Origin of the sequence: uncultured Planococcus sp. (genome assembly GCF_947501725.1) — a bacterium.
GTDB classification, from domain to species: domain Bacteria; phylum Bacillota; class Bacilli; order Bacillales_A; family Planococcaceae; genus Planococcus; species Planococcus donghaensis_C.
This window is the reverse complement of record NZ_CANMXD010000006.1, coordinates 70075-96062: the sequence shown is the minus strand read 5'-3', so window position 1 is coordinate 96062 and position 25988 is coordinate 70075. Positions and strand designations below refer to the sequence as shown.

Here is a 25988-nt window from a genome sequence, read left to right as displayed (position 1 = left end):
CAAAGAAGCAATAAGTGGCCGTGTTTTGAGACAGCCGCTTATTTGTTTCCTAAAGCCATCAAACTTCTTTTGTGGCTGTATCCTCAATTTGCTCACGCTTGGAGTATAGATTGGTCACGATGGTCTTTACGACGGCATAGAAAGGAACGGCAAGGATGATGCCCCAAATTCCAGCAATGTTCCCAGCGGCCAATATCAAGGTGATGACCGTCAATGGATGCACATCGAGTGCATTCCCCATGATATTCGGTGTTATCAGATTCCCTTCAATCTGCTGGGCCACAAGCATGATGATGGCTACATAGACAACCATGATCGGATCTTGGACCAGCGCAATGATCATGGCTGGAATTACAGCGATATAAGGTCCTAAGAAGGGGATGACGTTGGTCACCACACCAATGACAGCAAGCAGGAACGCGTATTCAAGCCCGATGATCAAGTAACCGATCAGCAGCATAGTCCCCACCGCTAAACTTACAAATAATTGCCCTACAATGTAGGACTTCAAGGTTTCATCTATATCGTGCAAAGTTTTGCGGATCCAGGTTTTTCTCCCTCCGGAGAAGAAATGGGCGATGAATGGCGCGAACTTTTTGTGGTCGATCAAAATATAAACCAGGAAAAAAGGGACAAGAACAAGCGCAAGCACTCCTGATACCAGCCCCATCAAGAACGATCCAAGCCAGGAACCGATATTCGCAGCCCAGTCGGTAAATTGTCCGGTCAGGTTGTTTACTTGCTCCCGGACTGAATCCGGCAAGTGTTCACGCTGGTTCAAAAGATATTGTCCATATTCTTCCGCTCTTTCAATGATTTCTGGACCGTTGTCCATCAAAGAATTTATCTGTTCGGAAACGATAGGTGCAATAAGAATGTAAAACAGCCAAATAAGCAAGGCGATTAAAGCAAAAATGAGTAAGATAGCTGACCACTTGGGAAAACTCCTTTTAAGGAGAAATTGCAAAATAGGCCTTGTCAGGTAAAAAAGCACGCCACCCAGCAATAATGGCAGGAAAATTGTTTGCGCGACGACAAAGAGTGGTGAAAACACTCCCTGTACTTCGATGAACAACCGAATGATCACTAAAGTGAGAATGATAGCAACAGCTGTTTGAAACCAAACCTTATGTGTCATGTAAGATATTCCCCCCTTTTTTTATGTTATATACCCAACTGTCTAGTGAATATGGGGAAGAAATGAAAAAAGGTGGATTTTTTTGGACAATAGAGAGTAATTGAAAATAAGGAATGAAAATATAGCAGGAAAGCTTTTTGAATCCGCTTGCAAACCTCTCCCATAAAATAAACGAGTATGGTAGAATTTCATCATATGTGTATTTATTATCTGGCATTCTTCTAAAGGGATGCGAGAAAGAGCAGGTGCGGAAATGATTGTCGGAATAGATGCAGGCGGTACGTTGATTAAAGTGGCGTATACCGAAAATGAAGAAGTCCATTTTAAAAAGTATCCAATTGCTGAAATTGAGCGTGTTGCCGACTGGATGAATGCTCTGGGCGACTGTAAAGTATGTGTCACGGGAGGGAAATCAGGCGTTCTGGTTTCCTTGCTCGACCAGCCAGCACAGGAAATGGTGGAGTTCGAAGCGACCCACCTCGGCGTACAGGTTCTTCTCGAGGAGATGGACCTTCTGGAAGATGCCTATTTGGTGACGAATGTCGGAACCGGAACCTCCATCCACTGCATCCAGGACAATGTTCAGGAGCGTCTAGGCGGCACCGGAGTCGGCGGGGGCACCTTGATTGGATTAAGCCATCTATTGACTGGCGTAACCCGTTACGATGAAATTGTCGCATTGGCGAGCCAAGGTTCCCGGGACCGGATCGATTTGAAAGTCAAGCATATCTATGAAGGCAAGGAACCTCCGATTTCCGGGGAATTGACAGCCAGTAACTTTGGGCAGGATTTGTTTTCGATTTCCGGCGATTTGACGAAGGAAGAATTGCTGGCGGCGGTCATCGGTTTAGTTGGCGAGACGGTCAGTACAGTGAGTGTACTGGCAGCCCGCCAATGCAGAAGCTCGACCATCGTCTACATCGGCTCTTCCTTCATCGATAATCCCTTGTTGAAAGAAGTTGTAACAAGCTACACCATTCTGCGTGGCTCGGTTCCTGTGTTCCCTGATAACGGGGAATTTTCCGGAGCGATGGGAGCCATGTCTGTATTAACTAAAAAGACTGTGTAGTTTCCCTGTAAAAAAGACGTCTTCTGACCGGCCGTTGCGATGGCTGATGGAAGACGTCTTTTTTTAGTGCTTATGCTTCAGCAGTCTTTACTTTCGCCAGTTGCAGAAAAAACTTTTCACCACTAAAAAAGATGGCGCAATCTGCGCCATCTCTTTCAACTTTATTATTAATCGCTGATAATGGTCAATTTCTCGCGGATGTCTGTCCGCTCCTGTTTTGCAGGGACATGCGCCGGGTAGCCGATCATCATAGTAGCGACAATTTTTTCGCCAGGCTTTACGCCGATGGCTTCACGGAACACCGGATTATAGATCCAGTCATTAGAGCGCCAAATCATGCCGATGCCGCGTTCCCAAGCAGCCAGCTGGAAATTCTGCAGCATGGAGGAAACCGCGCCATAATCTTCGTCCCATCTTCTTTGTCTTGGATCTTCCGGCATGATGACGACCAGGTGAAGTGGAATACTGCGGAAGTAATCGGCCTTGTTGAGCACTTTTGAAGGAATTTCCCCATCCGGTGTGCGCATGGATTCAATAAATGCCTGGACGAATTTCTCTTTGCCTGCGTCCGTGTAAAGCTGGAAACGCCAAGGTTCATTGACTTTGTGGTTCGGTGCCCATTTAGCTATATTCAATAATTCGATGATTTCCTCGACATTGACTGCATCAACCTTGAATTTCTTTATTGAGCGTCTTTCTATGATATTCTGATCAATAGCATTCATCATTGAACGTCTCTCCTTTTCGCAAAGAAAATGCGGTTATCTACCCTTTATCCTAACATGGGGAGGAGAGAAAAGCGTATCAAAAAAGACAAAAAGATCCCTGCTGACAGACAGAAATATTGGTAGAATAGAAGCATAGGCAAGGAGTGGATAAAGTTGAAAAAAGCTGTAGTCATCGGCGGAGGCATCACTGGCCTTTCCGCTATGTATTATTTACAGAAGTTGAACCTGCAGGAAAACCTCGATCTGGAATTGGTGCTGATTGAGCGGGAGGCAGAGTTAGGCGGTAAGATCAAAACGGCAGTAGACAATGAATTCATCATGGAAGTTGGAGCGGATTCGATCGTTGCACGCCATGCCAGCGTCATGCCGCTGATCGAAGACCTCGGGCTTAAGGGCCGGGTTGTCTACAACGGCACAGGGATTTCCTATTTGTATGCCAATAATGTGCTGCATGCCATTCCAAAAGATACAGTGTTCGGTATTCCGATGAACAGAGAAGCGCTATTCAGTTCGACACTTGTTTCTGAAGAAGGCAAGCAAGCTGCGTTAAAGGATTTTGACAGTGTCAATGAAAGCTTTACACGCGATAGCTCAATTGGAGAGTTTCTTGAGGCATTTCTTGGCAAGGAATTGGTTGAAAATCAGATTGCGCCTGTCTTGTCTGGCGTCTACTCAGGAAATCTCCATGAATTGACCCTGGCCTCGACACTGCCATACCTGGTTGATTATAAAAATAAATACGGCAGCATCATTAAAGGATTCGAAGCAAACAAAGAATTTTTCCAAGGTGCGGCCAATAAGAAATTCATTTCGTTTGATCAAGGCATGCAGGTATTGATTGATGAAATGGAAAGCAAGCTTGACCATGTGCGGATAGTGAAAGGCATAGGAACCAAGTCGGTCAAAAGGGATGGAGAATGCTACCTGGTTGAACTTGAAGACGGCGAGGCGATAGAGGCGGATTTTGTGATTCTGGCCACCCCTCACCAAATTGCCCAGCAGCTTTTAGGGATAGCAGAGCTGGATGCCGAATTCGACCAATTCCTGAATTCCTCATTGATCAGCGTCTATCTTGGATTTGATATTCCGGATGAACGGTTGCCTGAAGACGGAACCGGCTTTATCGTGTCCCAGGAAAGTGACCTGCATTGCAACGCTTGTACCTGGACCAGCCGGAAGTGGAGCCATACATCGAAAAACCATAAATTGCTGGTTCGGCTGTTCTACAAGAGTTCACATCCCTCTTATGGCATGTTGAAGGATTTGTCTGAAGAAGAGTTGGCGAAGGTAGCGATGGAGGATGTACGAAAGAGTTTAGGAATTGAAGAAGAACCTTTGACTATTGAAGTGACCGGTTGGAAAAGTCTGATGCCCAACTACCATATGCAGCATAAAACCGCTATTAGCGCCCTGGAACTGAAAATGGAAAAAATGGTTCCAGGCGTGAAACTGGCAGGGTCTTCTTATTTTGGAGTGGGAATCGGTGCCTGTATTCAAAATGGTGCGGATTTGGCGAAAATCATCACCAATCAATTGGTGGATGTAGAAGAATCATAGAAAAAGAGACCGTAACCGGTCTCTTTTTTATCTACAAAAAGCCGTTTATCCAAATTTAGGATAAACGGCTAATTGAGAATATAGGTAAGTTATTATCAATTAATTATTTTGTTTCAGTAAGGTCAGGAACTGAAAGACCAAGGCCTTCAGCAACACGCGTACCGAACTCAGCATCCGCTTTGTACAGATGGCTGATTTGGCGAAGCTTGATGTCTTCTTTATCAACAGCGCTTAAGCCGCCGACGAACGTTGCAACAAGACGCTCTTGTTCTTCAGCACTTTGCAGACGGTAAAGGTCGCCTGGCTGTGTGTAATGATCGTCTTTGAAATATGGCACGGAATCAGTGACGCCGGTCACTTCAAGTGGAGCTGGTTTAGCAGCTTCAGTTTCAGTAGGGCCGCCGTAGCTGTTCGGCTCGTAATAGACAGAACCGCCGCCGTTATTGCCGAAGTTCATCTGGCCGTCACGCTGGTAGTTGTTGACTTGGTTTTTCGCTGCGTTGATCGGCAGCATCTGGTGGTTAGCGCCTACGCGGTAACGGTGAGCATCATGGTATGCGAACAAACGGCCTTGCAGCATTTTGTCCGGTGAAACGTCGATGCCAGGAACCAAGGTACCTGGAGAAAAAGTAGCCTGCTCAACTTCAGCAAAATAGTTTTCAGGATTGCGGTTAAGCACCATGCGGCCAACTTCCATTAATGGATAGTCTTTGTGCGACCACGTTTTTGTAACATCGAATGGGTCGAAGCGATATGTGTTCGCATCTTCCAAAGGCATAACCTGTACGTATACTTTCCATGCTGGGAAATCGCCTTCTTCAATTGCATTGAAAAGGTCTTCAGTGTGGAAATCAGGGTTTTCGCCAGCAATTTTGTCAGCTACGTCCTGAGTGATGTTCTGGATGCCTTGTTCAGTAAGGATGTGGTATTTGATCCAAACAGATTCGCCTTCAGCGTTTGTCCATTTGAATGTGTGGCTTCCGAATCCATGCATGTGGCGAAGTGTTGCAGGAATTCCGCGATCGCCCATCAAGTAAGTAACCTGGTGCAATGATTCCGGTGACAATGACCAGAAGTCCCACACTGCGTTAGGGTTTTTCAAGTGGGTGCGTGGATCGCGTTTTTGTGTATGGATAAAATCAGGGAACTTGATCGCGTCTTGGATGAAGAAGATTGGCGTATTATTGCCGACTAGATCGTAGTTTCCTTCTTCTGTATAGAATTTTAGAGAGAAGCCGCGCGGGTCACGGACAGTATCGGCAGACCCCAGTTCACCGGCAACCGTTGAGAAACGGGCGAATAAATCTGTTTTCTTGCCGACTTCCGATAGGAAAGCAGCTTTCGTATATTTAGATACATCATTAGTTACTTCGAAATAACCGTGAGCACCTGCGCCTTTAGCATGTACTACACGCTCAGGAACACGTTCTCTATTGAAATGTGCAAGCTTCTCAAGAAGGTGGACATCTTGTAATAGGACAGGTCCGCGTTGTCCGGCTGTCTGCGAGTTTTGGTTGTCTCCGACTGGGGCACCCCAGCTGGTTGTTAAGCCTTTTTTGTTTGTACTCATGAATCGAACACCTCATTCTCTTTTTTATGTAAAACACTACATATCCAATGATAACATTTTTTAAATTAAAATCAATTCTAAGTGATAATGATTATAATTAATGGAAATCTTGTTGTGTCAAATGATTGATTTAAAACAGAAAAACACCAAAAGAAAAGCAGTACCGGCTTAACCGATGCTGCTTTTTTCCTCTATTAAAAGGCGCTTGCGCTTTTCTTGTTGTCCAGTTCCAGTGCCCAGCTCTTTGGGTCGTAAGCCATCCCGACTATCCGGCAAAGTGCGCCACTTCGCCGGACTGTCTTATGCCTGTCAGAGCTACATGGGCGCTTGCGCTTTTCTTTGTCCAGCTCCAGCAGCCAGCCCCTCGAGTCGCTTCAGCCTTATCAGCAATGGCAAAGAGCGCCATTACCGCTAAGGCTTCCAGCGCTTGTCGGGGCTACATGGCTGCTTGCGCTTTTCGTGTTGTCCAGCTTCAGTGCCCAGCTCTTCGGGTCATAAGCCAGCTCAGCTGTGTGGCAAAAGGCGCCACTTCGCCGGTCTGTCTTATGCCTGTCAGAGCTAACCGGGCACTTCCGCTTTTCTTGTTACCTCATTACATTTAAACGCTGGTAGCTGTCGAAGTGTTTGCTCCAGTAGCTGTCGCTCAGGCTGGTGATTTGGACGCGGTCGCCCCCAGCATGGATAAAGCTGTTATTGCCGATGAAAATGCCCATATGTGAAATTCCTGGGCGGTATGTATCTTTAAAGAACACAAAATCACCGACCTGGGGTGAACTTACATTAGAAGAGATAGCGTCGAGTCCGGTCGTATTCGTACGTGGCACGCTGATTCCTGCCTGATTGTATACATAATAGATGAAGCCGCTGCAATCAAATCCACCTGGTGCTGCGCCGCCCCATTTGTAAGGTGTACCCAAGAAAGAGTTGGCGAGTGATACGAGTGATGAAACTTTTCCGGAAGTCGATGGTGCCGCAACTGGATTTGAAACTGTCACTGGTTTCTTGTTGACGGATTCGCCGGTTACTTTCAATACTTGGCCGATACGGATCGAGCTTGTTTTCATACCGTTTAAGCTCATCAGTTGGGAAACGGAAGTGCCATGGCGCTGAGCGATATTGGTCAATGTATCGCCGCTGACTACGCGGTATGTACTTGTTTTAGAGACAACTGGTGCAACTGGCGTTTTAACAATTACAGCCGGTGCAGCAGGCTGTAATTTTCCGCTGACGGTCAATTTTTGGCCTGGCTGGATGTTGCTGCCGGATAGTTTGTTCAATTGTTGAATGGAGCTGACGCTGGTGCTGTGAACCCGCGCGATATGTGATAAAGTGTCACCGGCTTTTACGGTATAAGTAGTTGCAGAGTTGGTTGGTGTTTTAGGGATGCTGGTTTTCTGTGGAGGAGCTGCTGGAGTTGAAACAGCTGCGACTTTGATGGTCTGGTTCGGATGAATCGAATTGGACGAAAGTTTATTCCACGTCAGCAATTGATCCACTGATACCTTATTGCTCGAAGCGATTTTCCATAATGTATCTCCTGTTTTCACTGTGTAAGTGCTGGCTTCTGTATCGGAAGCCCCAATTGCAAATGTTAATGCAGTAGCGGCAAATAATGTAAAAATAATTTTTCGCATTCCCAAACCCCTTTTTATTTGTCTATTTATAGATAATTCAATCTATTATCTGTAGATTCCTTAATTCTATATAATTACTAAAGTATAGGCAATAAGTTTCAATATTACATTTGTGTTACAAAGGTAAAGGTAATGAATATTCATTTTGCTAACCAGTTTTTACTTAAGTTTTCTCCATCTGATAAAAAACTATCTCATACCTATAGATATCGGTCTTATTAGAGAAAACTTAAGAGCCGTTGCAAAATAATCCTAATTATTTTATGGGGTTATGTTTTAAAGACTCCTAAAGTATTAATGAGGGATACTTAAAAAATACCTGAATGAAGAATGATTGGTTTAGATGAATGTTTAGAAGAAAGGGGACTAATCTCCTGCTGCAAAATGAGACTTTGAATTGTTGCAATATTACGTTTTTTCTGACATCATGAAAGGACTGAAACCGATTCATTATAAGGAGGAAGAAAAAATGTATGCGACACTTGGCAAAATCTTTGATCAAACGGTAAGCAGATACCCGGATAAAGAAGCCTTGGTTGATTTGAGAAGAGAGGAAAGATGGACCTATTCGCAATGGAACGACGAAGTTCATCGCCTGGCGAATGCTCTAACAACGGCGGGAGTCAGCAAAGGGGACCGTGTTTCAAGTTTTTTGTTCAATAACAGTGAACTGCCTACTGCACTATTTGCCTGTGCGAAAATCGGTGCTGTTTTCAATCCCATCAATTTCCGTTTAAAGCCTGAAGAACTGGCGTATATTTTAAATGATGCAACACCCGAAGTCGTTTTGTTTGAAGAAGCTTTAAAAGAGACGGTTGAAGGAGTTGCTGCGCATTTTCCTAGTATTCAATTCTGGTATATAGATGAAGAAGTTCCAGACTATGCAGTCAGCTACCGGGAGCGGCTCAACGAAGCATCTGTGACAGATCCATGTGTGCAAGTCGATGAGATGGATACGTATGCCATTATGTATACAAGCGGGACTACAGGAAGGCCGAAAGGTGTCATCCATCGCCATCGCGACATGGCTGAACAAAGCATGACATGCATTGCGATGCTGAAATATACGAAAAATGATGTAGGTCTGGTTATTGCGCCGATGTTTCATTGCGCAGAACTGCATTGCTGCATCATTCCGCGTGTCCAGGCTGGAGCTTCCAGTGTGATCGTGCACCAATTCAATCCTCAAGAAGCTCTGGACACAGTCGAAAAAGAAAAAGTTACCGTCATGTTTGCGGTACCGACCATGTGGAGTATGATGACGGAATTGGACGGAGCGGATACGAAAGTCAAAACTCTGCAGCGGGGATTATATGGAGCGGCTCCAATGGCACCTGTGCTGGTCAAACGTGTAAAGGAAGTGTTGGGAATCGATTTGATTCAGGCATACGGCCAGACGGAAATGGGTCCGGCGATTACATTCCTGGCTGAAGATGAGCAGCTGACCAAAGCGGGGTCTGCCGGCAAACCCGCCTTTAACCATGAAATTCGAATCGTTCGGCCAAATGAAAAAGGTCCATCAGAGCCGGACGAAAGATTAGGGGCATTTGAAGTCGGTGAAATCATCGTTCGTGGACCGAGCATGATGGCCGGATACTTCCACCGTCCACAAGCCACTTCCCGTGTTTTATATAAAGGCTGGTACCATACAAGTGATTTAGGGTATTTAGATGAAGACGGCTATCTGTTCGTGGCCGATCGGGTGGACGATATGATCATCAGCGGGGGTGAAAATATCTATCCGCGAGAAGTCGAAGATGTGCTCCACGAGCATGAGCTCATCCAGGATGTGGCGGTGCTTGGAATTCCTGACGAAAAATGGGGCGAAGCGGTAATGGCGTTTGTTGTCGTTAAAGATGCAGGGCTGACAGAACAGCATCTCGAAGAATTCTGTCTCAATAATGATAAGCTTGCCCGCTTTAAACGACCCAGAACCTATTGCTTTGTTGATGAACTGCCGCGCAATGCCAGCGGGAAGATCCAAAAATTCCTCTTGCGTGAACTCTATGCAAAAAGTAATGTATAAGAAATGGAATATGGTCCCTCAGCCGAATACAAGCGAAGGCTGAGGGGTTTTAAAGTGGAAAAGGAGAGTGCCATGATGCAAATGAAACCGGTGGAAGAAACGATTGTAGGTGTTCTGGGAATTGAATATGTTGAAATCACTCCGGATAAAGTAGTAGCGACCATGCCCGTTCATGCAGCAACCCACCAACCTTTTGGACAGCTCCATGGAGGAGCTTCCGTCGTATTGGCTGAATCGGTCGCCAGTGTGGGAACCTGGCATTTAATCGACCAGGAGAACGAAATTGCCGTCGGCCTGGAAATCAACGCCAATCACCTTCGCGGCAAACAGGAAGGCCTAGTGACGGCCATCGGCACACCATTACATAAAGGAAGAACGACGATGGTCTGGGACATCAAAATTGTAGATGAAGAGGAAAAGCTTATTTGCGTTTCACGATGCACCGTAGCGATTGTCAAAAAGAAAAGATAATCAGCAGCAATCCATTACTGGCGCCTTGAGGCGTGTAATGGATTTTTTAGATACAAAAACTGAAAAAAGTTTACCAAAATCTACTCGTTCATGTATACTGAATTTTAAGAAAATGAAATTGCTTACATTCCTTTTATGTCTTCTGATGTAAAAGGTTTTTTAAAAAAGTTAACATACCGTCCGTTCAGTATTGGAGAGATTGGAAGAAAAGGGAGGCAGACCAATGGGAAATTCATTTGAAGGAAAAACAGCGTTTGTTACAGGCGGCAGCAGAGGGATCGGCCGTCAGATTGCACAACGGTTTGCAAGTGAAGGAGCAAATGTTGCAATCATCGACGTCAACGAAGAGGCGCTTCAGGCAGCACAGGAAGAAATGAGCGGGCAGGGCTATTCCATCTATACGAAAAATGCCAGTGTCACCGATAAAGAGCAAATAGAAGGAGCGATGAAAGAAGTCTTCGAGAAATTCGGTTCGATTGATGTACTCGTCAATAACGCAGGGGTCATTCGGGATAATATGCTGTTTAAAATGACCGATGAGGATTGGCTGTCGGTTACAGACGTCCACTTAAAAGGGGCATTTTATGCGACACGTGCTGCGCAGAAGTACATGACCCAAAACAAATATGGCCGGATCATCAATATTTCGTCCACTTCCGCACTCGGCAATCGGGGGCAAGCCAATTACGCGACAGCAAAAGCCGGGCTCCAAGGGTTTACGAAAACTTTGGCGATTGAACTCGGAAAATATGGAATCACAGCGAATGCCGTGGCGCCTGGTTTTATCGAGACGGATATGACGAAAGCGACTGCTGAACGCATTGGTGTCCCTTTTGAAGAATTGATCAAAGCGAGTGTTTCCAGTATCCCGGTCGGCCGAAGTGGAAAACCTGAAGATATTGCGAACGCCGTCGCCTTTTTTGCGGATGAACGTTCCTCGTTTGTCAGCGGACAAGTTTTATACGTAGCGGGCGGACCGAAAAATTAAAGTTGGAGGTGCACGGATGCTGAAAGAAAGCATTGGGAAACGTTCGGAAAAAGTGAAGAATACGATTGAAATAGGGGCCGTCCGGAAATTCGCTGAGGCGATCGGCGACCCGGCACCCATTTATATCGATGAACAAGCAGGAGCTGCTTCGCGGTACAAACGAAACATTGCACCTCCTACGTTTCCGGTGACTTTTGATGCCGGAAAAATCGATGGATTAGATCTCCCGTCGAAAGGCTTGATCCACGGAGAACAGATTTACCATTACGAACGGCCGCTGTTTATCGGAGAAGAAGTCTATTGCTGGATGGAAGTGAAAGATTACTACGAGAAAAGCGGCAACTTTGGAGAAATGGGATTTTTGGTCGTCATAAAAAAAGGGGAAAGTGCAGATGGTGAGTTGTTGTTTACGGAAGAACGCATCGTCATCATCAACGAAGCCGCCAGAAAGGGGATGACGGTATGAACCGGATAACGGATTTTCAGGAAGGCGATAGCTTACCGGCAATTCAATTGGCACCCGTGACGCGTCTGGATTTGATCAAATATGCAGGAGCTTCAGGTGACTTTAACCCAATCCACACCATTGATGCTGAAGCTGAAGGAGCAGGATTACCTGGGATAATCGCCCATGGCATGTGGACGATGGGGAATCTGGCGAAAATTTTCACCCCTTACCTGGAAGAAGGGTTTATCCAGGATTATGCCATTCGTTTTAAAGGCATGGTTTTTCTGGAAGATGTCATTACGTTAAAAGCGACCGTTGTTGAAAAGAAAGAAAAGCAAGTTGTATTCCAAGTTCAAGCCGTCAATCAAAGCGATAAAGATGTGCTGAAGGGTGATCTTGTTTTCTTATTATAATTAGCGTCTTTTTTATGAAAGGGAGGCGAAGATCCATGGAAAGGGATGCAGTTATGGAGGCAAAAGAAATGTTATAGAAAGTTAGCTAAGAAAACCCGTTGGCTTACCTGCGGGATGAATTGGCTTCGGTCAAGGTATCGCTTTAGCTATTTCAATTGACCGATTTTTCGCACTTTTAAACAGAACTTATGTTTGGTATAATTACTAGTATGTTGAAACTTCAGAAGTTCTGTTAAAAAGGGGATGCGGAATGAACGAGTATCAAACGCTCAATCATTGCAAGTGCCTTCTGCAATACCCCATCATTTGGTGTCCGAAGTTCTGGTTTGATATGTTAAGGGATAACGTTGAATAGCGCCTTGAACAAATTCTTCGCGAAATAAATCTACCTATGATTATGAAATGATTGAACTTGAAATAATTCCTGACCATATCCATATATTTGTATCCGCTAGATCAACAATAGCTCCAACGGAAATTGTTAGGACATACAAAAGCATTTCAGCCATTCGAATATTCGAAGAGTTTTCGCCACTTAAAGAGTTCCACAAGCGCAGCGGCTCCTTGTGGAGTAAGGGCTGTTTCGTAAGCACTGTGGGAAAAAAAAGTTCCGAAACAGTAAAACGCTCTATCCAAGAACTAAAGACTAACTAAATGAAAGGGGTGTGCCAAATGACCGAAGTCCAAGTCAAAAAACGAAAAAAACGGACCATCAGTAATTTTCAAAAGACCTTGAACCACGTCCGTGACAAGCACACTCCTCTGCACACAGTGGAATTCGAACTCGCCTTGCTCTCTTTCCAGGAGTGGAAAATCAACCGTCTCGGCGAACAGTTGCGGGTGATCCGAAACACCGTTCTCAGACAGCTTTGCAAGAACCACCAACAGATGGTTCGCACCAAGGCCTACAATCGGACGTTAAGGGGCTACCGCGCGTTAGCGGATCGGCTAAAAAAAGCAACCGAGACTGAACGAAAAGTGTTGGAAAAAGAAAAAGTGGTCTGGATTAAGCGGTTCGAAGAACTGCGGACAGACCACAATGTGACCTTTGATTTCGCCCGAAAATACGGAGCAGAACTCAGGACTTCAACGTATTCGCTGCCCGATGCCGTAACCGTGTGGTCCGTCTGTGAAATGGCATGGAAGTCGATGGAAAGCGTTCTGTACCGAGGTGCCGAGAAGCCTCATTTCTACAAAAAAGACGAGTGGGTTGCCCTTCAAGGAAAACAGGCGGAACGCTGCATCATCCTCAAACGGAACCAAGCGGACGGTTCGTTCTTCGCCTCCCATGACGGCATGGCGTTCCCGTTGAAGGTGAAACCGCATGATTTATTCCTGGAAGAAACCCTGTCCCATATTGCGTTTTACATGGATAACAACGAAACAGTAGACAACGCAAACGTGGAGCGATTTTTGGTTGACATGCCCATTGAATCCACCTTTCGTATTCGAAACAACCGCATCGTCCGAAAGGAAATCCGAGGCAAGATTCGCTACTTCCTTCAGACGGTGTTGGAAGGCCAGCCCGTACCCAAACGAAAACAGGATGGTTCCTTCCGTCATGTCCTCGGCAGAGGGCGTGTCAGCATTGACATCGGCACTCAATCCATTGCTTTGGTGACGAACGACAAGGCCGTGCTGAAAAATCTGGCCAAACGCTCCCCTTGCACCTTCAGGGACGAAAGGAAAGTCGTTCTTCACCAGCGAAAAATTGAACGTTCCCGACGCTCGATGAACCCGCAAAACTACCTCCCCGACGGACACATTAAAAACGGGAAGAAAGAATGGGTAGTTTCCAAGCGCTATTTGGCTTTAAAACAACAACTAAAAGAGCATCACCGAAAGGCAGCAGTGAATCGCAAGTATGCCCACAACGAAGATGTGAACCGACTCCGTTCATGGGGCGATGAAGCCGTCCTCGAAACGATGAACATTCAAGGATTGCAGAAAAAAGCGAAAGTCGCCACCCGAAACGAAAAAACGGGAAACTGGAATTCTCGTAAACGATTCGGAAAGAGCATCCTCAACCGAAGCCCTGGCTATTTCATCAGCCAATTAAAAGAACGTTTCAAGGCAACAGGTGGAACCGTTCGAGAAGTCAACACGTGGACATTCAAAGCCTCTCAATACGACCATGTCTTGGACGCTTCCAACAAGAAACAACTGTCGCAACGATGGCACACGTTGCCTTGTGGCACGAAAATCCAACGGGATCTGTATTCCGCCTTCCTGTTGCACTGTTCGGATGCCGACTGGCAGAAGCCGAACAACGAAGAGTGCCAAACCTTTTTCCCTATTTTCTATCCCTTGCATCAGCAATGCGTAGAGAGCATCAAAAACAACCGCGTGGCTGTACTCAACAGCGGAATCAACTGATAACCATTTCATCTTGGGGGTTTGACTTAGCCTCCTCATCCGCAAAGATGGAAAACGCCCGTTAATGTGGTCGGTGGACCGCTTGGGCGTTCGCGTTTCCCCTTCTGCCAGTGCCCAGTTCAGGACGCAAGGAATGAACCGCCTCAGTTTTCAGCTGATGTGTTCCAAAGTGAATCGGCCTTCCCCGAAGGCGGGTTCGTGTACGATGGGGAGAATCAGAATGAAACGCTTTAGAAAATAGAACCCACGTGGCTTGCCACGTGGTAGTCAGAATACGACAAGGCTTTTAAGACTAAGAAAGGCAGTGGGCTGCATGAAAAGCGAATTAATTAAACAAAGCATCAATCTTTTTGTGGAGAAAGGATTCAGTGCCACTTCCATACAGGATATCGTCGATACGATCGGCGTAACGAAAGGCTCTTTTTATTATCATTTCAAGAGCAAGGAAGCGCTTTTAATGGATATCCATTCGCATTATATTGACGATCTGTTAAGAAGGCAGAAGACCATCCTGGACATGGAAGAAAGCCATAAAGATAAATTGATGGCAGTTGTTGAATTGATCGTTGGCGATATCGAAAAACAGGGAGCCGTTGGCCAAGTGTATTTCCGGGAAATTCGTCATTTAAAAGAAGAGAATGCGGCTATCATCAGGCAAAAACGGGCAGCTTTTCGGGATAATATCGAAACCTTGCTGGCAGAAGGCATTGAAGCGAATGAATTCAGAAAAGAACTGCAGCCTAAAATCATTACATTCGCTATTTTAGGCATCACCAATTGGAGTTACCAATGGTTCAATCCGGAAGGCAGCTTATCGGTGAAGGAGCTTTCCGCCATGTACACGGATTTCATCTTGCATGGCATTCATTCTTCCGGCGCACCCAATTGAAAACGAACCCCCGCTTCAGTTGCTGAAGTGGGGGTTTTCTCTACTCTTTTTTAAGTTTTGGGTTTCCAGGTCAAGCAAGAACCGTTTGAAATCAAGTCCACCCCTATAGCCAGTCATGGTGCCGTTTTTGCCGATGACACGGTGGCATGGAACGGTGATGAGCAACGGATTAGCACCGATTGCTGTGGCTACTGCACGGACGGCTGATGGCCTGCCGATGTGTTCAGCGATGTTGGAATAGGAAAAGGTCTGTCCGTATGGAATCTCTTTTAGTGCCCGCCAGGTCTGTTGCTGAAAAGGAGTCCCTTGGACATCGACAGGCAAAGAAAAGGTCTGCTGTGACCCTTCCAAATATGCAGTCAACTCCTGTTTATATCCTTCCAACAAGCGATCATTCTTCTCTAACGAAGCTGAAGGGAATCGCTTTTGAAGATAGGCCGTTAATTCTTCGAAGCTTTTACCGGGTGAGCCGATGTAACATAAGCCCTTTTCTGTTTTCGCAAGGTATAGCTTCCACTGGCCATGTTCGATGATCGACCAATAAATAACGGGTTGTATGCCAGTCATGTTTTCACCCTTTCCGTTAAGTTGAGCGGCAATAAAAGATTTTGGAATTTATGTATTCTGCATATTCCTGTTAACCAACTATAAAATAAAATGCTGCAGAAAGAAAAGCAAGAGGATGAAATTTTTGAAGAGAGATGGTTTTCAGTTTTAACATTTGCCATGCGGGAATAAGAAAGTTAATAGAAGACATTAAGGAGGGATTACGGATGGCAAGAGATAAAAATTTAGAGGAATTGAAGCAAAAGCAGCTGGAAAAGGAAATGCGGGAACAGGAAAAAGACATGGAGATGACAGACAGCGGACGGATCCCGGATATTGAGGACGATACTGAAGATAGAGAAGGCCAGGAGAAGTAATAACAGCTACAATGATTTCCCGCATTTCGGTTTCGACCGGGGTGCGGGTTTTTCGCGGGGAGGCATGTTACTATAGACAGTATTAAAGAGCAAAGAGAGAGTGGTTTATATGTTCAATTCCTTAACCGAATTAATGGAAGAGAAAAATCTGACGGACAAGCGTTCAGTTCCCTGGAACCAGATTTGTCAGGAAGAGCGGTTATCGGAGCAATTCATCAAAGAAAATCTCGATCAAGTAAATTGGAAACAGATTTCAGGGCATCAGGAATTATCGGAAGGCTTTATCCGAAAGTACAGAAGCCGCTTGTACTGGGATGAAATCATTAAAGCGCAAAAGCTTTCTGAAGGCTTTATCGAAAAATTTGCAGATAAAAAGAAATGGCGCCCTATCGCTAAAGAAGAGCTTAGCAAAAAACAGCAAAAGACGTTTGAAAAAGAAAGCAGACCATTCGATGCGGTGGAATACTGGAAGCTTGTCTCGATGAAGCAGCAGTTGGCCAACTCGAAAGGGCTGTCGCCTGCGTTCATCGAAAAGCATCAGGATAAATTAGCTTGGGCAGAGCTGTGCCGCTGCCAGTACTTGCCGATGCCGTTGATCCATCGCCATGCCCGCCAGGTGGACTGGACCTTGGTGACACGCCATCAAGTTCTATCCGAACGTTTTATCGAGAAATATAGCAACGACGTGGAATGGGAAACTATTACGTTCCATCAGTCTTTATCCGAACGCTTCATCACGCGGCACCAAGCCAAGATGAGCTTTATTTCGGCAGAAGAAGGGCGCTCGGAAGCCTTTCTCTATACTCATTTCAATAAGCTGGATGCCGCATCGATTCTTGAGCACCAGCAACTGAAAGATGTGAAAAGATACGAACCGCTGGATGTCTATGTGCTGACTAAGAATGGCGAGAAAAAATACATTCTTAAATTTCATGATGTGACGGAAGAGTTAGAACCTGTTCGAAAAGTTGATGATGAAGAGCTTTATAATCACTTAGAGGAAAACGATTTACTGGCAACGGTCGAAGAAGACTTCCCGGAATTGATGATCATCGGTGATGTGCGGTTCTGAACTTTTAACGATGCGTTGACACGAACTGCTGCTAATTTTCATCGTCTTATAGAAGGTGGGAAACCAGCAGCTGAAAACTTCCTGTCAGTCTTTGGAGATAGAGTAACCGTTTCTCGGAAATTTAGAGAAACGGTTATTTTTTTGTTTTAGCGAAAAACAGGTTATACTAAATAAAAAAATTGAAAGTTGGGATTACTTCATGGCGTTTACAGATTTATCGATTGCAAGCGAAGCAACGATCCAACCGATCCTGGACATTGCAGAACAGGCGGGCATCTCAAAAGAAGCTTTGGAATTATACGGGAACTTTAAAGCGAAAATCAATGTAGACCGATTGGCGCCTGTTCAAAAATTAGGACAAGTGGTACTGGTGACGGCAATCAGCCCGACGCCTGCTGGAGAAGGAAAGTCTACTGTAACTGTAGGGTTGGCGGATGCTTTCAAGCAATTGGATGAATCGGTGGCAGTAGCGTTGCGTGAACCATCTTTAGGCCCGGTCATGGGTGTGAAAGGCGGAGCTACTGGTGGAGGTTTTGCACAGGTCCTGCCGATGGAAGACATTAATCTGCATTTCACTGGAGACATTCATGCCATCACTTCAGCGAATAACGCGTTGGCGGCATTGATTGATAACCATCTCCACCAAGGCAATCTGTTGAATATCGATCCACGCCGCATTACATGGAAACGGGCGCTGGATATCAATGACCGAGCGCTGCGCCATGTGACCATCGGACTTGGAGGTCCCGGGCAAGGCGTACCGCGTGAAGATGGTTTTGACATTACGGTAGCTTCAGAAATAATGGCAGTTCTTTGTTTGGCAACTTCTCTGGAGGACTTGAAAGAGCGTCTGGCACAGATGGTCATCGGCTACACTTACGACAGAGAGCCGATCACTGTACGAGACCTCGGAGTGGAAGGGGCTTTGACTTTATTATTGAAAGAAGCTTTCAAACCGAACTTGGTCCAGACGATTGAAGGGACACCCGCCATTATCCATGGCGGCCCCTTTGCGAACATCGCCCATGGCTGCAACTCATTGATTGCGACGAACACGGCAAGAAGAGTAGCGGATATTGTGGTGACGGAAGCAGGATTCGGAGCGGATTTGGGCGCTGAGAAATTTATGCACATCAAGTCGAGAAAAGGCGGCTTCCATCCTGATGCGGTTGTCATTGTAGCGACTGTACGTGCACTTAAAATGCATGGCGGCGTAGCCAAAAATCAATTAGCGGAAGAAAACGCGGAAGCTGTAAAACGCGGAATGGTCAATTTAGCAAAACATGTGGATACGATCCGTCAATTCGGCATCGAGCCGGTAGTGGCGCTGAATCGCTTTTCAGGAGACAGTGAAGCGGAATTGGCAACAGTGCTGGAGTGGGCAAAAACAGAAGGTGTTGCGATTGCGATGACGGAAGTCTGGGCAAAAGGCGGACAGGGCGGCATTGAGTTGGCCAAGCTGGTCAAAGAGGAGCTGCAGCGGCCAACTGATTTCCATCACCTTTACAAAGAAGACGATTCAATCGAAGAGAAACTTCGCGCCATCGTTCAAAAGGTCTATGGCGGAGCGGACATCCAGTTATCGGATTTTGCGCAAAAGCAACTAGTCGAATTGAAGAGATTCGGCTGGGATTCTTTGCCGGTCTGTATGGCGAAAACACAATACTCCTTATCGGATCAGCCTAAATTATTGGGGCGTCCTGAAGGGTTCACCATTACAATCCGGGAGATCATCCCGAAGCTGGGTGCAGGATTCCTGGTTTGTCTGACTGGTGACATCATGACCATGCCAGGTCTTCCAAAACAGCCTGCCGCTTTGAATATGGATGTTACGGCTGACGGAAAAGCCGTTGGTTTGTTTTAAAGGATGAAGACCCGGACTCGTTTCCGGGTCTTTTTTTCATCCAACCGAACTCAGGAAGATAAATTTTTAATTTAACTAAATAATCAGAAAAAACGGGGCTAATCCTGAAGATGAATGGTAGAATATAGGGGTCAAAGCATCATCAGTTAGGGGGAAGACAATGACATCAACCATTGTTGAAAGTGTTTACGGCAAGGTGCGGGGCCAGCAGCAAGGCAAAGCCGCCGTTTGGAAAGGCATTCCCTATGCAAAACCGCCTATTGGTGACCTGCGTTTTCGTGCACCGCAGCCGCCTGAGCCATGGACGGAAGTTCGTGAGGCTACTCTATTTGGACCAGCGGCTATACAGGCCAGCAATGGCATTATGGAGTTTCTGGGCAATCAGACAGACAATACCAGTGAGGATTGCCTTTACTTGAATGTCTGGTCGCCGTCCGCCGATAATCGGCGCCGTCCCGTCATGGTCTGGATTCACGGAGGCGCTTTTACTGCCGGGGCAGGTTCCGGGCACCTATACGATGGACATTCTTTTGCGACTGAAGGCGACATTGTCGTCGTGACATTCAATTACCGCTTGGGAGCGCTCGGCTTCTTGCATCTTGGCGGCATTGGAGGAGATGACTTTTCGGGTTCCTGCAATTGCGGAATTTTGGATCAACTGGCTGCACTTCAATGGGTTCAGGACAATATCGGGAAATTTGGAGGGGATCCCGAGCGTGTAACAGTTTTCGGCGAATCCGCAGGTGCCATGAGCATCGGCGTTCTGATGGCAGTCCCGAAAGCGAAAGGCTTGTTTCATCAAGCCATCATGCAAAGCGGAGCAGCCGCAAATGTCCTCAGTTCATCTATTGCAGAAAAAGTCAGCAGCCGCCTTTTGGCCGCATTGGAAATCGGACATGGTGAAGTGGATAAAATCAGACAGATTCCTGCCCAGCAATTAGTGGATACAGCTGCTTTATTGCCGGCGATGAGCTTGATTCCCGTTGTGGAAGGGCATCTGCTCCCCGTCCATCCGGAGCAGGCGATAGCAGAAGGATCTGCAAAAGAGATTCCGTTGATGATCGGTACAAATAAAGATGAATACCGGCTTTTCAGCTTTTTTGATCCCCGTTGGAAAAATGGAGACGCGGAAGAGATTTCTTCGATTTTTGAACATACATTTGGCCTGAATTGGCTGGGGATTTCACAATACCTGCTTAACGGGGAAGAGTTGAATCAGGATATTTACGATAAGTTGATGACCATGAGCCTGTTCACATTCCCGGCATTGAAACTTGCAGAATTACAGGTCAAGCAGGAGGCGCCGGTATGGATGTACCGTTTTGATTGGGAGACGCCTGCTTTTTATGGAGAGCTTAAGGCCTGCCATAGTTTGGAGCTTCCCTTCGTCTGGAATACAATTGCTAAAGCAGGAACCGAGCGATTGACCGGTGCTGCGGAAGAACGAAAGAAATTAGCGGAAGAAATGCACCATTCCTGGATCCGGTTTGCCAGAAGCGGTAATCCGAATTCCCCTACGCTGCCTGAATGGCGGGCGTATAATCTTGGGCACCGGCCAGTCATGATCTTTAATCGCGAGAACGTACTCGTCCATGATCCAAACAGCGGTGAGCGAAAGAAATGGGAAAACCTTATGGTGCATCTAGAAAAATCCCACTGACAGAAGAAACGGACGAACGGGAGGAACAACTATGGACTGCCAAATTACCGTCACGGATTTTATTGAACAGGGAACGGCGATTTACATAAAAGTAGAAGTGTATGATCTTCAAAGAAATCAGGGATACAAAGAAGAATTGCGGTTTCTGGGAGATTTGCTGTACGGGGATTTGATCCATCCGAAAAGGTCTCCGTTAACAGAGGAATGCCGTCTGGAAACCATTGTTTACCTTAAACAGTATTTTGGCCGCTGATGCAAGCAGAGCTCTGGCTTTCACCTGTCACTGGCTCTAAAGAAGAAATTTTTTTATGCCATTCACTGAGCTCCAATAGGTTCTTGGAAGGGAGAGATCTGGATGAAATTCCATTCGACACGCCAGCAGCAGACATCTTCAAGTTTAACCGTCTACAATGATGGATTTGGATTGGTCAAGGAAACGCGGATGATTCCAGGAAACAAAGAGATAAGTGAAATCCGATTTATGGATATTGCTTCAGGAATCGAAGCGGATTCCGTCCTGATTCATGGCCTCCATGTACTGGAACAAAGCTACGATAGCGAGTTGATCAGCAAAGAAAAACTCTTGGAAAAGTACATTGATGAAGTGATAACTGTAAGAAATGCTGAGCTGGATGAAGAGATGAAAATTCGGTTGCTCAGCGTTTCAGGAAGTATTATCGGTGAACGGATTGATACAGAAGAAATAGTCATTGATCCGATTGGGCAACTGGTTTTACCTGCGCTGCCCACTGGGTTATTGACGAAGCCTGCCTTGCTATGGAAAATAGCAGCTATTGAAACAGACCTGGAAGCGAAAGTCTCCTATTTGACCCAAGGGATGGAGTGGCAGGCAAATTATGTCGCGGAAATCAGAGGTTCTCGCCTGACGCTCATGGGGTGGATCCAACTTTCCAATACTAGCGGCATGGATTTTTACGACAGCCGACTCAAGCTGGCGGCCGGTAAAGTCAATCGATACAGGGATCCGCATCCATTGAATCAGGCAAGGCTGTTTGCCAAAGCAGAGGAATCGGGTTCTTTTTTCGAAGAGGAAAGCTTTGCTGATTATCATACTCACAGTATGGAGCATCCTGTGTCCATTTCACATGGGCAGAAAAAACAAATCAGTTTCCTGAAAATACAGGATGCGGCTTTCCGGAAGATATATAAGGTGGAAGCGGGAAGCAAACAGGCGAAGATTATCATGGAATTCGATAATACCAAAACCAATAAGCTTGGAATCCCCTTGCCTAGAGGGATTCTTAAAGTATATGAACAGGATCGTGACGGTGAAATGGAGTTCATCGGAGAGAATGCCATCAATCATACTGCAGCACAGCAGAAAGTCTCTTTGTTAATTGGTGAAGCGTTTGAGATCGCCAGCAAAAGCTGGGAGAAAAAGCGGGACAAGCGGGGGAATTTTGAGTATGTGACCTATATTTATAAATTACAGAACCATAAATCGGAATATGTGCGGATCGAAGTCAATCATCATATTCATGAGCGGATCTGGCAGATGGAATCTTCCACACACGACTACGAATTAAAGCGATCAGATGAACTCGAGTTCCGTGTACACATCCCCGCCGGTAAAATTGTGGAGGTGGAATTCACTTATAAAGTGGACAGAACTGCCGATGAGCGCATCAAGTGAAAAAGGAGCGGGACTGGAGGCCCGTTCTTTTTTTGTGGATTCCTTATTTCTGGTGCTGTTTTTTCGATTCTTTGATAGAATAAAGTTAATGGAATCACCACTTTATGGATAAAGGGGAATATTTGCTATGTTTAAAAAGATGGCTTCTGAAGCGCTTGGCTTATCGGACATCGGGAAAATCATCGATCCGCAGGACTTCGATAAAACAGACTCCGACGATTATGTCATGAATGAAGATGGAGAAAAAATCTACTTTTTGATCAAAACAAAAGCGGATGAATATTGCTTCACCAATCTGGCCATCATCCATGTTGATGGTGAAAGTGCAATGTCCTCCAAACGGACGTTGAGGCGTTATCCTTATTCCCAGCACACTATTTCAGGCGTCGTTCTTGAAACTGCCGGACGAATCGACTTGGATTTGGAACTGGCTTTTACTGTAGGCTCGGTTCCTTTTAAAATCGATGTACAAAAGCAGCAGGCAGCTCGGTTAACGGACCTTTATAAATCGCTATTGCGGATCGCTGAAATTACTCATGAAAATTCAATTATCATCGGGATGGCTAATGACAGCCTGGAAAAGGCAGTGACGATTCTGCAGAATTCACGAGCAGGTGATGTGAAGTTGGATGACCAATACTCGAAACTGACGGATTTCGGCTTTGCCTGGATGACTTCTGTCCGCAACCAATATCATGTTAAAGACTTTGGTGATGTATTTGAGAAGTACATCAACAATTAATAAAGAAAAGATGGATGCCGAACCGGGTCCATCTTTTTCTATCTGATTTTCTTTCAGACATGCAATCGTCAGCACTGAAAAGAATACGGATAAAGAAGGAGGAGACATATGTATAAAACGATATTGACGCCAAGGGTTTCAGAGACAGATGCAGTGGGCCACATCAACAACACGACCTTGCCGGTATGGTTTGAAGCAGCCAGGAACCCATTGTTCGACTTATTTACACCTGACCATGATTTTGCGAAATGGAAAATGGTCATCGTCAAAACCACTCTGGAATTCACCGGACAAATCTATTTTGGCCAGGATGTGGAAGTGAATGTCTGGGTGAAGAAAATCGGCGGCAGTAGTCTGGAACTGTATGAAGAACTTTATCAGGATAATAATCTTTGTGCCCAAAATACAGCGGTTTATGTGAATTATAACTTGAATAAGAAAAAATCCGAACAGATTTCGGAAGAGATCCGCTTGGAGCTCGGTAAACATTTATGGGTGAAGAATGAAGAAGAACCACCTGTTATGTCTGAATAAATGGAATACTTTTTTTACTTAAGCCACCCTTGAAAAGCGGAAACAGCGTGCTATAATAAGACCATTCAAATACGATTCACTCATATAATCGCGGGGATATGGCCCGCAAGTTTCTACCGGTTTGCCGTAAACGAACTGACTATGAGAAGCAACGAAGCAACTGGATTGCGCCTTTTGAGGCGTCTATTCTTTTTTGTTTCCTTTCGAATTCAAGCTCGAAGGACATTGCTCCACTCATGGTATGAATGGATGCACGTTCTGAGGGCTTTTTTTCATGCCTTCAGCCGTGACAGAAGAGGAGTTGGCAGCATGAAAAAATTGCAGGATAAGATTTTATCGGACGGCAAGGTTTTGTCGGAATCGGTATTGAAAGTAGATTCATTTTTAAATCACCAAATTGATCCGCCTTTGATGCAGGCAATTGGGGAAGAGTTCGCTTCAAGGTTTAAGGAAGATGGGGTTACAAAAGTGTTAACCTTGGAATCATCAGGAATCGCTCCAGCGATGATGACAGGCTTAGTTCTTGGTGTGCCTGCTGTATTTGCAAGAAAGCGCAAATCACTGACATTGGTCGATCATTTATACACAGCAAGCGTCCATTCATATACGAAAAATGAAACCAACGATATTTCCGTGTCAAAGGATTTTATCCAAAAAGATGATGTCGTATTGGTCATGGATGATTTTCTTGCAAACGGACAGGCGGCTTTAGGATTATTGGATATTGTGGAACAAGCCGGCGCCAAATTGGCCGGAATCGGTATTGTCATTGAAAAAGGATTCCAGCCGGGCGGCAGTTTGCTTCGTGAGCGGGGTATCCGTGTTGAAACATTGGCAAACATCTCTTCTTTGGAAAATGGGCAAGTGACATTTTTTGAGGAGGCGAAAGTTAAATGAAAAAAACACTGGGTGAAACAGCTTTAGGATTCCAGCATGTCCTGGCGATGTACGCAGGCGCCGTATTAGTTCCCTTGATTGTCGGAGAAGCACTTGGATTGACACCTGAACAATTGACGTATCTGGTGGCAATCGACATTTTACTATGCGGTGTAGCGACAATTCTTCAAATCGTCAGCAACCGTTTCTTCGGCATCGGGCTTCCGGTTGTTCTGGGTTGCACATTTACTGCCGTTGGACCAATGATTGCAATCGGTGGCCAATATGGCATTTCCGCTATTTATGGAGCTATTCTTGTTTCCGGAGTCTTTGTCGTTTTGATCAGCGGCTTTTTCGGCAGCTTGGTCCGTTTCTTCCCACCGGTTGTTACAGGAACTGTTGTAACGATCATCGGTATTACACTCATTCCCGTAGCCATCAATAATATGGGGGGCGGACAGGGAGCCGCTGATTTTGGTTCACTTGCCAATATTGGCCTGTCTTTCGGCACTCTTTTGTTCATCGTCTTCATGTATCGGTTTTCTTCCGGTTTTTTAAGAGCCATTTCCATCCTAATGGGATTGATTGTTGGAACAGTTGCTGCTTTTTTCCTTGGGAAGGTGGATTTTTCCCCAATCGCAGACGCTTCCTATTTCCATATGGTCGAGCCTTTTTACTTCGGAATGCCGACTTTTGAATGGCCAGCCATCCTGACGATGATCTTAGTGGCCATGGTGTCATTGGTTGAATCGACAGGCGTATATTTCGCGCTTGGGGATATCACGAAAAAGAAATTAAAAGAAAAAGACTTGGCAAAAGGGTATCGTGCGGAAGGGTTGGCCATCGTACTCGGAGGGATATTCAACTCCTTCCCGTATACAGCATTTTCGCAAAACGTAGGGCTGATTCAGATGTCCGGCGTCAAATCACGAAAAATTATCCTGATTGCAGGAATTATGTTGATTACACTTGGATTTGTTCCGAAAATTGCTGCCGTGACTACGATCATTCCGCCTTCAGTTCTTGGTGGGGCTATGATTGCGATGTTCGGTATGGTGATTGCGCAAGGCATTAAAATGCTGAGTACCATCATCACCGACTCTCAGGAAAACTCCATGATCATTGCCTGTTCGGTTGGAATCGGGCTTGGTGTTACAGTAGTTCCTGAACTGTTTGTCCAATTGCCTTCAAGTATTCAAATTTTAACGAGTAATGGAATCGTAGCCGGAAGTGTTACGGCCATTGTCCTGAATATTCTTTTCAATATGCTTCCTACCAAAAAGAGACAGCAGGCAGCTGCTCCTGTTATTAAAGAAAGCACAGTAAATCAAGGATGAAAAACAAAAACGAGCAACC

General features: G+C 45.6%; 24 protein-coding genes, 1 pseudogene and 1 riboswitch. Of the genes and pseudogenes, 20 read left to right on the top strand and 5 right to left on the bottom strand.

The features are described from left to right. Positions 1–58: 58 nt before the first annotated feature. The gene (locus Q0785_RS10620) at positions 59–1138 is read right to left on the bottom strand and encodes an AI-2E family transporter (RefSeq protein ID WP_298829523.1); all 1080 of its coding nucleotides are present in this window, start codon (positions 1136–1138) and stop codon (positions 59–61) included. A gap of 253 nt (positions 1139–1391) precedes the next feature. Here Q0785_RS10620 and coaW point away from each other — a divergent pair, with 253 nt between their 5' ends. Further along, positions 1392–2207 (top strand): type II pantothenate kinase, encoded by an 816-nt coding sequence (gene coaW, locus Q0785_RS10615; protein ID WP_298829522.1) that lies wholly within the window; start codon positions 1392–1394, stop codon positions 2205–2207. Positions 2208–2374: 167 nt separating this feature from the next. Here coaW and Q0785_RS10610 read toward each other — a convergent pair whose 3' ends face one another. After that, positions 2375–2932 (bottom strand): nitroreductase, encoded by a 558-nt coding sequence (locus Q0785_RS10610; protein ID WP_223637708.1) that lies wholly within the window; start codon positions 2930–2932, stop codon positions 2375–2377. Positions 2933–3088: 156 nt separating this feature from the next. On the opposite strand from Q0785_RS10610, the gene Q0785_RS10605 reads away from it, so the two are divergent. Beyond that, entirely contained in the window at positions 3089–4492 is a 1404-nt protein-coding gene (locus Q0785_RS10605) for a protoporphyrinogen oxidase (protein ID WP_298829519.1), read from the top strand. A 103-nt stretch (positions 4493–4595) separates the two neighbouring features. On the opposite strand, the gene katA is transcribed toward Q0785_RS10605, so the two are convergent. Then, complete coding sequence (gene katA / locus Q0785_RS10600) at positions 4596–6062, bottom strand: catalase KatA (protein ID WP_298829517.1); 1467 nt, start codon at positions 6060–6062, stop codon at positions 4596–4598. A gap of 584 nt (positions 6063–6646) precedes the next feature. Further along, positions 6647–7696, bottom strand: a complete 1050-nt coding sequence (locus tag Q0785_RS10595; protein WP_298829516.1) for a C40 family peptidase — start codon at positions 7694–7696, stop codon at positions 6647–6649. Between the two features lie 469 nt (positions 7697–8165). Between Q0785_RS10595 and Q0785_RS10590 the strand changes: the two genes are divergently transcribed. The 8 genes and pseudogenes from Q0785_RS10590 (at position 8166) to Q0785_RS10560 (ending at position 15307) form a co-directional block, all read left to right on the top strand. Further along, positions 8166–9722 (top strand): fatty acid--CoA ligase, encoded by a 1557-nt coding sequence (locus Q0785_RS10590; protein WP_298829514.1) that lies wholly within the window; start codon positions 8166–8168, stop codon positions 9720–9722. 75 nt (positions 9723–9797) lie between these two features. Next, positions 9798–10193, top strand: a complete 396-nt coding sequence (locus tag Q0785_RS10585; protein ID WP_298829512.1) for a hotdog fold thioesterase — start codon at positions 9798–9800, stop codon at positions 10191–10193. A 223-nt stretch (positions 10194–10416) separates the two neighbouring features. Further along, on the top strand, positions 10417–11181 hold the full coding sequence (gene fabG / locus Q0785_RS10580; RefSeq protein WP_298829510.1) for a 3-oxoacyl-ACP reductase FabG: 765 nt from the start codon (positions 10417–10419) through the stop codon (positions 11179–11181). A 16-nt stretch (positions 11182–11197) separates the two neighbouring features. Continuing rightward, on the top strand, positions 11198–11647 hold the full coding sequence (locus Q0785_RS10575; protein ID WP_298829508.1) for a MaoC family dehydratase N-terminal domain-containing protein: 450 nt from the start codon (positions 11198–11200) through the stop codon (positions 11645–11647). Continuing rightward, on the top strand, positions 11644–12042 hold the full coding sequence (locus tag Q0785_RS10570) for a MaoC/PaaZ C-terminal domain-containing protein (RefSeq protein WP_298829506.1): 399 nt from the start codon (positions 11644–11646) through the stop codon (positions 12040–12042). The genes Q0785_RS10575 and Q0785_RS10570 overlap by 4 nt, the downstream gene beginning before the upstream one ends. 393 nt (positions 12043–12435) lie before the next feature. After that, positions 12436–12696: pseudogene (gene tnpA / locus Q0785_RS20380) on the top strand (IS200/IS605 family transposase); the annotation flags it as partial. Between the two features lie 18 nt (positions 12697–12714). Further along, the gene (locus tag Q0785_RS10565) at positions 12715–14418 is read left to right on the top strand and encodes a hypothetical protein (RefSeq protein ID WP_298829504.1); all 1704 of its coding nucleotides are present in this window, start codon (positions 12715–12717) and stop codon (positions 14416–14418) included. Positions 14419–14731: 313 nt separating this feature from the next. Next, positions 14732–15307, top strand: coding sequence for a TetR/AcrR family transcriptional regulator (locus tag Q0785_RS10560; protein ID WP_298829502.1), 576 nt, complete (start codon positions 14732–14734; stop codon positions 15305–15307). A gap of 15 nt (positions 15308–15322) precedes the next feature. Here the strand turns inward: Q0785_RS10560 and Q0785_RS10555 are convergent, their stop codons facing one another. After that, the gene (locus Q0785_RS10555; RefSeq protein WP_298829501.1) at positions 15323–15874 is read right to left on the bottom strand and encodes a methylated-DNA--[protein]-cysteine S-methyltransferase; all 552 of its coding nucleotides are present in this window, start codon (positions 15872–15874) and stop codon (positions 15323–15325) included. Between the two features lie 206 nt (positions 15875–16080). On the opposite strand from Q0785_RS10555, the gene Q0785_RS10550 reads away from it, so the two are divergent. The 10 genes from Q0785_RS10550 to Q0785_RS10505 all read left to right on the top strand — a co-directional run bounded on the left by Q0785_RS10550 (position 16081) and on the right by Q0785_RS10505 (position 25969). Next, the gene (locus Q0785_RS10550) at positions 16081–16230 is read left to right on the top strand and encodes a hypothetical protein (protein ID WP_298829500.1); all 150 of its coding nucleotides are present in this window, start codon (positions 16081–16083) and stop codon (positions 16228–16230) included. A 109-nt stretch (positions 16231–16339) separates the two neighbouring features. Beyond that, positions 16340–17302, top strand: a complete 963-nt coding sequence (locus Q0785_RS10545; RefSeq protein WP_298829498.1) for a hypothetical protein — start codon at positions 16340–16342, stop codon at positions 17300–17302. A 199-nt stretch (positions 17303–17501) separates the two neighbouring features. Further along, positions 17502–19166: a formate--tetrahydrofolate ligase gene (locus tag Q0785_RS10540; RefSeq protein ID WP_298829496.1), complete on the top strand. Its 1665-nt coding sequence runs from the start codon at positions 17502–17504 to the stop codon at positions 19164–19166. 160 nt (positions 19167–19326) lie between these two features. Beyond that, positions 19327–20826 carry a carboxylesterase/lipase family protein gene (locus Q0785_RS10535; RefSeq protein ID WP_298829494.1) on the top strand — a complete coding sequence of 500 codons (1500 nt, stop codon included), beginning with the start codon at positions 19327–19329 and terminating at the stop codon, positions 20824–20826. A gap of 31 nt (positions 20827–20857) precedes the next feature. Then, positions 20858–21079 carry a hypothetical protein gene (locus Q0785_RS10530; RefSeq protein ID WP_298829493.1) on the top strand — a complete coding sequence of 74 codons (222 nt, stop codon included), beginning with the start codon at positions 20858–20860 and terminating at the stop codon, positions 21077–21079. Between the two features lie 102 nt (positions 21080–21181). Further along, positions 21182–22480 (top strand): DUF4139 domain-containing protein, encoded by a 1299-nt coding sequence (locus Q0785_RS10525; protein WP_298829491.1) that lies wholly within the window; start codon positions 21182–21184, stop codon positions 22478–22480. A 127-nt stretch (positions 22481–22607) separates the two neighbouring features. Further along, positions 22608–23222 (top strand): PH domain-containing protein, encoded by a 615-nt coding sequence (locus Q0785_RS10520; RefSeq protein ID WP_298829489.1) that lies wholly within the window; start codon positions 22608–22610, stop codon positions 23220–23222. A gap of 108 nt (positions 23223–23330) precedes the next feature. After that, complete coding sequence (locus Q0785_RS10515; RefSeq protein ID WP_298829487.1) at positions 23331–23756, top strand: thioesterase family protein; 426 nt, start codon at positions 23331–23333, stop codon at positions 23754–23756. A 60-nt stretch (positions 23757–23816) separates the two neighbouring features. Then, a riboswitch (purine riboswitch) is annotated at positions 23817–23918 on the top strand. 147 nt (positions 23919–24065) lie between these two features. Beyond that, the gene (locus tag Q0785_RS10510; protein ID WP_223637525.1) at positions 24066–24653 is read left to right on the top strand and encodes a xanthine phosphoribosyltransferase; all 588 of its coding nucleotides are present in this window, start codon (positions 24066–24068) and stop codon (positions 24651–24653) included. Next, the gene (locus Q0785_RS10505) at positions 24650–25969 is read left to right on the top strand and encodes a nucleobase:cation symporter-2 family protein (protein WP_223637509.1); all 1320 of its coding nucleotides are present in this window, start codon (positions 24650–24652) and stop codon (positions 25967–25969) included. The genes Q0785_RS10510 and Q0785_RS10505 overlap by 4 nt, the downstream gene beginning before the upstream one ends. Positions 25970–25988 lie beyond the last annotated feature (19 nt).